Source organism: Acinetobacter sp. 25-47-130, from assembly GCF_056779705.1.
In genome coordinates this window covers 726,816-738,790 of the sequence record NZ_JBWYII010000001.1, presented here as the reverse complement: position 1 = coordinate 738,790, position 11,975 = coordinate 726,816, and the positions used below count along the sequence as shown (strand labels likewise).

The 11,975-nt window shown below is 37.2% G+C and carries 9 protein-coding genes; 4 read left to right on the top strand and 5 right to left on the bottom strand.

Going from position 1 to position 11,975, the window contains the following annotated elements; all coding sequences use genetic code 11:
• Nucleotides 1–2,768 (top strand): BapA/Bap/LapF family large adhesin (locus AC1M83_RS03680; protein WP_481590050.1); only part of this gene is annotated, 2,768 nt, incomplete at its 5' end.
• A 77-nt stretch (nt 2,769–2,845) separates the two neighbouring features.
• Here the strand turns inward: AC1M83_RS03680 and AC1M83_RS03675 are convergent.
• From AC1M83_RS03675 to AC1M83_RS03665, 3 genes are read right to left on the bottom strand one after another with little or no spacing between them, the layout of a single operon-like run.
• Nucleotides 2,846–3,043, bottom strand: coding sequence for a heavy-metal-associated domain-containing protein (locus tag AC1M83_RS03675; RefSeq protein WP_035268662.1), 198 nt, complete (start codon nt 3,041–3,043; stop codon nt 2,846–2,848).
• Between the two features lie 34 nt (nt 3,044–3,077).
• Nucleotides 3,078–3,473: a Cu(I)-responsive transcriptional regulator gene (gene cueR / locus AC1M83_RS03670; protein ID WP_035268660.1), complete on the bottom strand. Its 396-nt coding sequence runs from the start codon at nt 3,471–3,473 to the stop codon at nt 3,078–3,080.
• A 23-nt stretch (nt 3,474–3,496) separates the two neighbouring features.
• Nucleotides 3,497–5,962, bottom strand: a complete 2,466-nt coding sequence (locus AC1M83_RS03665; protein ID WP_481590049.1) for a heavy metal translocating P-type ATPase — start codon at nt 5,960–5,962, stop codon at nt 3,497–3,499.
• A 309-nt stretch (nt 5,963–6,271) separates the two neighbouring features.
• On the opposite strand from AC1M83_RS03665, the gene AC1M83_RS03660 reads away from it, so the two are divergent.
• On the top strand, nt 6,272–6,886 hold the full coding sequence (locus AC1M83_RS03660) for an OmpW/AlkL family protein (protein ID WP_481588106.1): 615 nt from the start codon (nt 6,272–6,274) through the stop codon (nt 6,884–6,886).
• Between the two features lie 69 nt (nt 6,887–6,955).
• Here AC1M83_RS03660 and AC1M83_RS03655 read toward each other — a convergent pair whose 3' ends face one another.
• Nucleotides 6,956–7,564 carry a MarC family protein gene (locus tag AC1M83_RS03655; RefSeq protein WP_035268656.1) on the bottom strand — a complete coding sequence of 203 codons (609 nt, stop codon included), beginning with the start codon at nt 7,562–7,564 and terminating at the stop codon, nt 6,956–6,958.
• A gap of 34 nt (nt 7,565–7,598) precedes the next feature.
• Nucleotides 7,599–9,635 (bottom strand): choline transporter, encoded by a 2,037-nt coding sequence (locus AC1M83_RS03650; RefSeq protein ID WP_035268654.1) that lies wholly within the window; start codon nt 9,633–9,635, stop codon nt 7,599–7,601.
• A 248-nt stretch (nt 9,636–9,883) separates the two neighbouring features.
• Here AC1M83_RS03650 and betI point away from each other — a divergent pair, with 248 nt between their 5' ends.
• Together betI and betB are read left to right on the top strand one after the other, a co-directional pair.
• Nucleotides 9,884–10,465, top strand: a complete 582-nt coding sequence (gene betI / locus AC1M83_RS03645; RefSeq protein ID WP_035268653.1) for a transcriptional regulator BetI — start codon at nt 9,884–9,886, stop codon at nt 10,463–10,465.
• A gap of 33 nt (nt 10,466–10,498) precedes the next feature.
• Complete coding sequence (gene betB, locus AC1M83_RS03640) at nt 10,499–11,974, top strand: betaine-aldehyde dehydrogenase (protein WP_481590048.1); 1,476 nt, start codon at nt 10,499–10,501, stop codon at nt 11,972–11,974.
• Nucleotide 11,975: the final 1 nt, after the last annotated feature.

Sequence of the window (11,975 nt, the reverse complement as noted above, 5' to 3'; positions counted from 1 at the left end):
TAGATGCGTTGAAAGGTACAGCACAAGGCTTGGTTGATGCATTACCTGCATCAGCAGCTAAAGATGATCTAGATGCTCGTTTAGATGCTCTGGATACAGCAGTACCGGCAGTGAACGATTTAGATAACAATGGTATTGTCGATGATCTTCAAGAAATAGTACTTCCAGCGGATAACTCAGTTAATTTCATTCCTGAAGTGATTAACCCGACTACTAAATTACCTTCAGCAGAACAACAACTTGAAGATAAAACTGCATTTGCGGTAGCAAGTGTTGGCTTGGGTGCAGTGCTCGAAGCTAATGTTTTAACAGAAGTTCTTCAAAATTCATTAACAGTAGATGTTGCTGATGGGACAGTTCGCAACTTAACATTGAAATCACAATCAGGTGGTGTTTCGATCGTCTCGATGTACGATCTTAAAATTTATCAATTTGATGAAGAAACTGGTCAATACAAAGAGTACATGACTGAGAAACAATGGTTGAAAGCTTATTTACTGGCTGGTGTTTCTGAAGAATTGAACGTGAGCCTTCCTGAAGGTAAATATATTGTATTCTTAACACCTTCTGTTGGGGTAACAGTATTAAGTGGTTATACATTGAAGGTATTGAATGACATTATTCTGGATTATAATGAAGTTGTGTCAGTCGATGGCGAAGCAACTGGTAATGTAATCACAGATGCAGATGCTGTTGATGGTCAGGATGTACTGCCAACTGGTACGATTGTAGAGTCAGTTATGGCTGGTTCTAATGCAGCAATTACGTTGAATAGTAATTCTGAAACCGCGATCGAAGGTAAATTTGGTACGTTATTTATTAATCAAGACGGAAGCTATCGTTACGAGATTAATGAAGACTTTAAAGGTCCATTCGGGCAAGTAGATGAGTTTACCTATTACGTTAAAACAGAACTAGGTAATACAGCTTCTGCAAAGCTTAATATATCGATTGATAATAAAGTTGTTGAGGTAAAACAATCAGAAATCAACGACACTGTTATCATCAATCCACTTCCTGAAATTAAAGATATCACTGGTGAAGTGCCTAAATTAACAAATGTTAAAGTGTTAGATGTAAGTTTGTTAGATCCAGTTATTAAAGCTGGTGCAGTTGATTTATCTTCGTTCATGAATTTCACAGTGAATGAAAATAATGTTCGTGAAATGACTTTCCAAGGCGATGGCGGCGGTGTAAGTTTAACTTCATACTCTTTATTTATTTATAAGTTCAATGCTGATACCAATGAATATGTCCAAGTTCACAGCATAAATAACTGGTACACAGTAATTTTAGGTGGTAAATCTGATGAAGTTACACTTAAATTTACAGAGGGTGACTATTATGCAGTGACTGTTCCAACAGGACTTAATGTACTTGGTGGATCTGGTCTATATGTTAATAAAGACACACTTTATGATTATTCGACTGTTAAAACAGACAATGATTTTGTCGGTCAAACTTCAGGTCAGATTGAATTAGCTAATGGGTCAGAAATCATTATTGCTGGTAATACTCAGCTTGTTGAAGAAACAGAACTTCAAGGTGTGTATGGTAAATTAATTCTCAATAAGGACGGAACTTACCAATACTTCGTAAATAAACCTAGTGAAGGCACAAGCTTACCATATGGTGAAATCGAGACATTTACTTATGTCATTAAAGATCAGAATGGAAATAGTTCACTCGAAACCTTAACGATTAAAATTGATTTAGCTGTTGCTCAAGATGATTTTGAAGAATCTGAAATTGTAATGCAAAATAAATCAGAAACTATTGTAAATGATACAATTTTAGATATTGGTCTGGCTCAACGTACTATCGATGCTAAATTTGCAATAGCTGAAAACTCAGTCAGTACAGTTGCAATTTCTTTTGAAAGTACTCTATCTTTAACTTCATCACGAAGTATTAGTTACACAGTGAAAAATGCAGCTGGCACTGTAGTTAAGACTGGTGAGTTAAATGCTGTTACTGGAAAAGTATTACAGTTAAATGATCTTCCCGCTGGTGTATATACTGTACAAGCTAATCTTGTTAATCCTGGACTTGCTTATTTCGAGGACTCTACAATCACGTTTAATACAACGTACTTGAATGAATTTACTCCAGTTGCTTTAGAACCAGTTATTGGAAACGTTTCTAATAATGATGACGGTTTAAATTCTATTAGTTCTTATACTATTAATGGATTAACGACGTCGACTTATAGTGGTAATCCTAGTGTAACTGTCGAAGGTAAATTTGGTACTCTTGTTTTCAATAATGATGGTAGCTATACGTATACACCATCAGGAAAAGGATTTGGTAAAGAAGAATTTAGCTATACTGTTTCGACAGTTGGTGGAACGACTTCAACAGCTACTTTAAGCTTTGATGTAAACAAATCATTTACAAGTTCGAAATTTAATGACGCATTCACTGGAAGTGATATCGCGGATAAATTAATCTTCAACTTACTTGATGAAGCCGATGCAACGGGTGGAAATGGTTTTGATACGTGGTCAGATTTCGAAGCAGGTGTCGATGTAATTGATGTATCTCAACTATTTGTTGATGCTAATACTTCAACTACATTCTCAACAGATTCGACTGATCAAGTTGCGGATATCTTAAGTAAATATATCACTGTTAAAGATTCTGTAATTTCAATCGATCGCGATGGTGAAGGTACACAATTTGAAGCTACTCAATTGTTGAATATTGGTCCTCAAAATGCAGATCTGACGTTGGAGCAGTTACTTCAAAACGGTCAAATCATTTATTAATTCTTTAAAAATACGCATACTACGGTATGCGTTTTATCAAAAAAGGCGAAATAATGTTTCGCCTTTTTTATGGCAATTTAATCTTTTAATTCAGGAGGGAAACCATCTTCAGTCAAAACTTCAGCGATTTTTTCAAAGCTATATGTTGTACGAATATCTGCAATTTTGTTGGCAACATCTACATTGACGCTTGCATTAGGATCAAGTGACAATACAGATGCAGTGACACCTTTAGCACAACCCGAACAACTAATATTTTCAATAAATAATTTCATAATAACCTCTTGCGTTAGTTAACATCTATCACTGTCACGATTGAATATGTTCAATTTTATTCAGAATACTGCAGTTTGAAGTCGAATCATTAGAGCACATCTGACTCGCAGCCTTTAATTTTAAAATCATTGATTGCATCGAATGAATTTGTTCTGTCAAAAAATGGATATGTTGATCTGTAATTTTTTTCACATCAGCACTTTTTCTGTCAGGATTTTTCCAAAGCTCAACTAAACTTTTGATTTGATCGATCGAAAAACCAAGATCTTTAGCATGTTTAATAAAACTTAAAGTCGAAAGGTCTTGCTCTGTGTAAACACGATAACCGCTAGCACTTCTGATCGGAACAGAAATGAGATCGATTTTTTCGTAATATCGAATCATTTTAGCAGTTAAGCCTGAACGTCGTGCTAATTCGCCAATATTCATGATCTTTCCTTTGTTTTAAGCTGCTAATTTAATTTCAAAGTTTTGAGTCTTAAGGCATTCGCTAATACAAATACCGAAGAAAGTGCCATTGCGATTGCGGCTAAAACAGGTGAGAGCAGGATACCAGTCAAGGGGTAAAGTACGCCTGCAGCAATCGGAATCAGACAAATATTGTATAAAAAAGCCCAGAACAGATTTTGATGAATATTTCTAATGGTCATTTCGCTTAATTTGATGGCTTTAGATAAGTTATTCAAATTTGATGACATTAAAATAAGGTCAGCCGTTTCAATGGCGACATCCGTACCTGAACCTATCGCAATACCGACTTGAGCTTGCGCAAGTGCAGGAGCATCATTAATACCATCACCAACAAAAGCAACATTTCCATATCGCGTTTGAAGGGTCTCAACGATGTTTAACTTTTCATGTGGTTTGACCTGTGCATAAACTGCATTGATATTGAGTTGATTAGCCACATATTGCGCTGCATTTTGATGATCGCCAGTAATCAAAGCAATGTGCTTGTCGTTCTTTTTAAGTTGAGCCATAACCTCGTAGGTTTCAGGTCTTAATTGATCCGTGATTAAAATAATTGATGCAAGCTCACCATCGATGGAGATCGCGATGGGTGTTTGAGCTTCATCTAGTAATCTTTGATGGTGAGAGAGTGCATGAGAAATCTTTGCATTTTCTCGAGTAATAAATTCTACAGATCCAATTTTAATATCCTGACCATTCAATTGTGCTTGAATGCCGAATCCTGAAATACTCTTAAACTCAGAAATTTCGATCATCTTTATATGATGATCGGAAGCATATTGAACAATCGCTTTAGCAATTGGGTGCTCGGAATGATATTCAACGGATGCAACAGTTTGTAGAACCTGTTGATGTGTAAATGGTGCGAAAATCTCGATATGACTAATCGCAGGTTGCCCTATTGTTAATGTTCCAGTTTTATCAAATGCAAATGTTGAAATTTCTCGAAGTTTTTGAAGTGAAGTCGCATTTTTAAATAAAATTCCGTGTTCAGCAGCACGTCCCGTCGCAACCATTATCGACATCGGGGTTGCAAGTCCCATCGCACAAGGGCATGCAATAATCAAAACAGAAACGGCGTTAATCAAAGCATAGCTCAGATTAGGTTCAGGTCCAATCACCAGCCACGCGATGAAAGTAATCATCGAAATCAAGAGGATAACTGGAACAAACCATAAGGTGACTTTATCGACTAAAGATTGTATGGGGAGCTTTTGTGTCTGAGCATTTTCAACCAACTGAATAATTGAAGATAAAATGCTATTTTCAGAAGAATGTTTGGTTTCAATGACAAGAAATCCATTTTGATTGAGGGTTCCACCAACAACTTCTGAACCCATCAATTTGTGGATTGGAAAAGATTCTCCACTGATCATTGACTCATCTACAAAGCCTTCACCTGAAATAACCACGCCATCTACAGGAATTTTTTCACCAGGCCGAACTTCAACCTGCATACCGATTGTAATTTTATCAATCGATATATCTTTAGTCTGGAGGTCAGATACTCTAACTCGCGCTGTTTTAGGTTGTAAGCCAATCAGATGTTGAATCGCTGCAGAAGTTCGACCTTTAGCTCGTGCTTCTAGATATTTGCCTAACAAAATAAATGTAATAATGAGTGTTGCAGGCTCGTAATAGACATGTACTGACTGTTGTGGCAATAAACTTGGAAAGAACGTAGCAACAATAGAATATAAATAGGCAGCTCCTGATCCTAAACTCACCAAAGAATTCATGTCAGGATGTAAATTTATCAGTGACTTGATACCTTGTGTGAAAAAATGCCGTCCAGGTATAAAAATAACTAAAGTCGCAAGAATAAATTGGAATAACCAGCTCTGATTCTGACTGATGTAAGTACCTATAAAATGATGAAATGAAGGCAAGAGGTGCGAGCCCATTTCAATGATAAATATAGGTAAACTGAGTACAAGTGCGATAATAAAATGCTTGAGAATTTTTTTTGATTCAAGTTCGCGATTTGGAAGTGCTGTGATCGTTTGCTGTTCAAGTACAGCTTCAAACCCTGATCTTTCAATACGCTCAATAACTTGATCAACAGGAACTGGATAAAGTAGATCAATGCTTGCTATCTCAGTTGCCAAACTTACTTGTGCTGCTAATACACCTGGTATTTTTAGTAAAGAACGTTCAACTCGGCTCACACATGCAGCACAAGTCATGCCTAAAATTTTTAATTTTATTGTTGCGCATTTTTTAATTTTAAAACCTGTTTTATTTACGGCTTGAATGATTTGTTGATCTGTTACGTCTGTTGTTAACTCAATTTGAGCTATTTCAGTGGCGAGGTTCACACTGGCATCTTGAATACCATCGACTTTTTTTAATGAGTTTTCAACTCGGCTTACACAAGCAGCACAGGTCATTCCTTCAATTTTGATTTGAATAGATTTAGTTGAAGTAGATGACATACTTAACTCCATATGCTGATTGAAATAAGGTCACGATCATTCTAAACCTTCCCATTGTGGTAAGGTCAATAAGATTTGTTTCTTGTTTCATCATTACTGATTGGAATCCAAATTAGGCGTACGTTCTTTCCTCACTTAAATTAAAAACAATATTCCAAAAATCCATTTAAATTGAATAAATTTTCTTAAATAAAAAATCATCAAAACAAATCAGAATAAAAAATAACCAACAAAAAGAATTATCGATATGATCTAAAGCATTCAATTTAATTGATTAACAATCTTCAAAATTTCAGATATTTATAAAAAATGGGTAATGATATGAATGATAAATTAAGTTTTGGTTTATTCGCGATTTTATTGAGTACCATGGCATTAAGTTCTAATGCGCACAGCGCAGATTATAAATGGAAGATAAGAGGTGCGATTAGCAATATTGATCCCACATCTTCTCCAGGTAGTATTTTTAATCAAACAGCACCCGTCACAATAGATGATGCTTGGGGAGTCACTGGCACGATCTCTTATTTTTATACACCAAATATTGCATTTGATGTATTAGTCGGTTTGCCACCACAGCATAAAATTAATGTTGCTGGTAATGAAGTCGCAAAAACAAAACATTTACCTCCAATTTTTAGTGTGCAATATCACTTCTTACCCAATGAAAAGTTACAACCTTATGTGGGTCTGGGCTTAAATTACACCTATTTTTTTAATGACCGATTATATAGTGGTGATAAGTTCGATCTCTCAGATTCTTTTGGTTGGGCTGGTCAAATAGGCGTAGATTACCAATTTAACCCTCAATGGAGTGTTGGTGCTGATATCCGATATGCGGATATCAAAACTGATGTAAAAGTAAATGGAGAAAAGGTAGGAAGTGTGGACGTAGATCCAACGGTGTATAGTTTAAATATCGGATATAGATTCTAAATATTAGGGTTTAAAAAAAGGAGTCAATGATAAGACTCCTTTTTTATAAATATCAACAACAACCTTCAATTAGCCATTGATGATCCCAGTAACACCAGTCACGATCATATCAATGGCAATCGTACCGATAAGCAATGCAGCAACACGACCCACGATATCTACATATAAGTCGATATAATTAGAATATTTATGCTGTAAATTATCATGCAAATATTTCATTAATATCAAAAGACTACAGGTTAAGAATAAGGTCATAAAGATGACTGTGATCGTCTGCCATAAACTTAATTGAATGCCAGTGATTACAGATGCAGAGATTGTTCCTGGACCGATCATAAAAGGCATGGCGATCGTACCAGCCAAATGGTTTGGTGCTCCACGCATGACCCCAATCGTATCAGCACCTTCAAATACATAACGATAACCAATCACCAAGAAAATGATTCCACCAAAAATTTGGAAAGATTCAAATCGTGCATGAAGTACATCATTAAAAAAGGCTTCACCTGTTTTAGCAAAAATGACAAAAACCACAAAGCTAATCAAACTACCTTGGATCAGGGCCATATTAAAAACTTTTGCATCTGAATTTCGAATAATCCCAAGCATATAAATGCTCATTAAAAAGGGATTAAGCAACGAAAAAAATAGAGCAAAGGCGTTTAGACTTTCTGACATGGTCATTTTCCTTGTTTAGATGAGCTACTACTAACTAAATGTCACGATCGGGAAATTGTGGACGTTTACCTGGACTGATACGGTTAATATGAAGGTACATCATATGACGTTCATATTTGTCCAAAATGTCGTTAATCACTTGTTCTTTGTTGTAACCGACCAAATCATTACCTTGCGAACCTTCAAATAAGTAACTTTCTAAACGATAGTAATAACGCTTTGTTCGTTTAGCACGGGTACTAAAGTTAGGGGTGTCATAACGAACGGGCCAAATCTCATATACGAAATTTTCTTCTTCATTCAAGTGAATAATGAGGTCCAAATGATAAAGCTCAGCATTATCTTCAAGAGGCTTAGTATTCACATCGACTTTGACACCTTTGGATAAAAGTTCTTGTGCCACGGCATCCATTGCAGGTTTACACACATCATCTAGCATTTTTAATGTTTGTTCATGGCTTGGATGAAGCATTACGCGACTGAGTCGCTTTTTCCAATTGAGAATATCCACATTGCCCACGACTGGCGCGGCATTTAAGCTAGTACTGGCTTGTCTGAAATCTTCCAATCTCAAGGATTTGTATAAACCCGCCATCACAAAGAATATGACAAAGCTAAAAGGCAGACCCATGATGATGGTTGTGTTTTGTAAGGCGGTAATACCATTTGCCATCAGCATCGCTAAGGTTAATAAACCAATGGCTATAGCCCAAAATACGCTGAGCCATCTTGGAGAGTCATGCTCGATATTGGTGAATTTTGTTGTGAAATTACCCAAAACAAGAGCGCCTGAGTCTGCAGAAGTGACGTAAAATAATAATCCTGTAATTGTTGCTATACCTGCTAAGAAGGTAAAACCAGGATATTGTGCAAGTAGGTCATAGAAACCATGCGCTGGATTTTCTAAAACGGTTGTTGCAAGTTGTGCATTACCATCAAAAATTACATTGTGAAGTGCACTATTTCCAAAGATGGATAACCAAGTCAGTGTAAATAGTAGAGGAATAATCAACGTACCAAATACAAATTCACGAATGGTACGACCACGAGAAATTCGTGCTAAAAACAGACCGACAAATGGCGACCATGCAATCCACCAAGCCCAAAAGAAAAGCGTCCAACTGTTCATCCATTCTTTAGGTTGTTCGAATGGAAAACTCATTAAACTCAATTTTGGGAATTGACTGAGGTAATCACCTAAATTTTGGATTAAGCCTGCGAGTAAGAATTCTGTATTACCAATCAAAAGAATAAAGAGGAGTAATCCAATCGAGACATAGATATTGATTTCGGAAAGTACGCGAATCCCTTTATTCACACCTGCCGTTACTGAAATTACAGTAATGACTACCGCGATCCCGATTAGACCAGCTTGAATCCACAAATTTTCAGGTAGATCGAAGAGAACATGAAGACCATAATTGAGTTGTACGACACCAATACCACAGGTAGTCGCGATACCAAAAATCGTACCTAAGACGGCAGCTGTATCTACAGTGTGACCTATAGGACCGTTAATTTTTTTTCCAAAAATAGGGTAGAGAGCTGAACGGATCGTAAGGGGAAGGTTATAACGATAGCTGAAGTAACCTAAGGCTACACCAACCAATGCATACATGCTCCAACCAGTTAAACCATAATGAAACAAGGTCCATACCATGGACTGACGTGCTGCTTCAAAGGTTTGTCCTTCACCTACAGGTGGGTTCATGTAATGCGATAAAGGTTCAGCCACGGAAAAGAACATGAGATCAATACCAATACCCGCAGAAAAGAGCATTGCAGACCAACTCAATAAACTAAATTCAGGCTTAGAGTGTTTAGGTCCTAATTTAATTTCGCCGTATCGAGAGCATGCGATAAATACAATAAAGACAAAATAGAGTGTCGCAGCCAACAGGTAATACCAACTAAAGGTTCTGCTTACCCAATCGAGGGTTTGTGTAATGACGTTATTAGCAGCTTCATTAAACAAAATTGTGGTGATCGAAAACAAAAGTATCAATGATGCTGATACATAGAACACGACCTTATTCAAACTATCCTGCGTTTGATCATTTTTGTTATGCATAAATCAGTGACCATTCAATGAGTAATGAAATGATCTACAGCGCAGTTCGATTTATATCCTGATAGAAGCTTGCTTGATCCACAATTACAAACTTTTGCAAATACAAAACAAACTGAGCTGTACATCATGGAAGTAATAGCACTATAATTTTTATTGATTGAACGTTCAATTAAAAAAACGTTTACTAATGTTACAGCGTTCTTATTGATAAACGCTGATTATAATCTCCTGTAGGTTTAGGTCATCTTATGCCAAAAGTTGGTATGCAACCCATTCGTCGTCAACAATTGATTGATGCTACTCTCTCCACTGTAAATGAGCTCGGTTTTGCTGATGCATCCATTCAACAGATTGCGCAAAGAGCAGGTGTCTCCACGGGTATTATTAGTCATTATTTTGGTGGCAAGAATGGATTGATTGAGGCAACCATGCGCTATTTACTACAGCAACTTGGAGAAAGTGTAAGGGATCTAAAATCAGAGGTTGGACATTCTCCAGAAGATCGTTTAATGGCGATTGTTAAAGCGAATTTTGCAACTCCTCAGACCAATCAAGCCGCGATGAAAGTATGGCTCGCGTTTTGGGCTATTAGTTTGCATCAACCCGATCTACACCGATTACAGCAAGTGAATCACTGTCGGCTACATTCAAATTTAAAACATGAGTTTTTAAAACGTTTAAGCCCCCTAAAAGCTGAGCAAGCAGCTCAAGGGTTGGCTGCATTAATTGATGGGTTCTGGTTAAGGGGCGCATTAACAAGAAGTGAGATTGATACTGATCTTTCTATCCGTCTTTGCCATGCCTTTATCCAGCAGCAACTTACACAATAATTTTTAATATTTACTATATCTGAGGCTAATCGTATGAATAAATTCCCATTACAACGTCCTTATATTCATGGACAATTCGTCGATGCTCAATCAGGTCAAACTTTTGATTCGATTAATCCAGCCACGGGGCAAGTTCTCGCGACCATTCAAGCATGTTCTCAACAGGATGTGGATCAAGCCATTCTATCTGCCAAACAAGGACAGAAAGTTTGGGCTGAAATGACTTATATGCAGCGTTCAAGAATTTTAAATAAAGCTGTAGCTATTTTACGTGAAAGAAATGATGAACTTGCCGCCATTGAGTCCTTAGATAGTGGTAAAGCATATAGTGAAACATCGACTGTAGATATTGTGACAGGGGCTGATGTACTCGAATACTACGCTGGAATTTTACCTGTACTCGAGGGTCAACAGATTCCTTTAAGAACAGATTCATTTGTCTATACACGCCGTGAACCTTTGGGAATTGTAGCTGGTATAGGAGCATGGAATTATCCAATTCAAATTGCCTTATGGAAGTCAGCACCTGCTTTGGCGGCGGGGAATGCAATGATTTTCAAAGCCAGCGAGATTACCCCATTAACAGCCTTTAAATTGGCAGAAATTTATACCGAAGCTGGAGTGCCAGATGGGGTATTCAATGTTGTAACAGGGGGCGGTGATATTGGTGCCTATTTAAGCCAGCATGTAGATATTGCGAAAATTTCATTTACTGGTGGTGTGAGCACTGGAAAAAAAGTGATGGCTCAAGCTGCTGAATCGAGTCTTAAAGAAGTCACGATGGAGTTGGGTGGGAAGTCACCATTAATTATTTGTGAAGATGCTGATTTAGACTTAGCTGCAGATATTGCAATGATGGCAAATTTCTATAGTTCTGGACAGGTATGTACGAATGGGACACGAGTGTTTATTCCAGAATCATTACAACTAAAATTTGAAGAAAAGCTATTAGAACGTGTTCCTTATATCCGCTTAGGTAATCCGCTCGATTCAGAAACAAATTTTGGACCAGTATCTAGCTTTGCGCATATGAATAAAATTTTGGCATTCATCGATTCTGCTAAAAGCGAGGGAGCACGTTTAGTGTGTGGTGGTTCTAGAGCAACAGATGATCATTTAAAAAATGGTGCTTTTGTACTGCCTACAATCTTCAGTGATTGTCGAGATGAGATGACCATTGTTCAAGAGGAAATCTTCGGTCCTGTGATGAGTATTTTGACATATACATCAGAAGAAGAAGTGATTCGTCGCGCTAATAATACTTCTTATGGATTGGCTGCTGGCGTGGTTACCCCTGATATTGTCAAAGCACATCGAATCATCCACCAAATTGAAGCAGGTATATGTTGGATCAATACGTGGGGTGAATCGCCAGCTGAAATGCCAGTCGGTGGCTATAAGCATTCTGGTGTAGGAAGAGAGAATGGTTTAACGACTTTACAACACTACACGCAAATCAAATCGGTACAAGTGGAATTAAGTCCATTTCAATCTGTATTTAAAGCCTAAG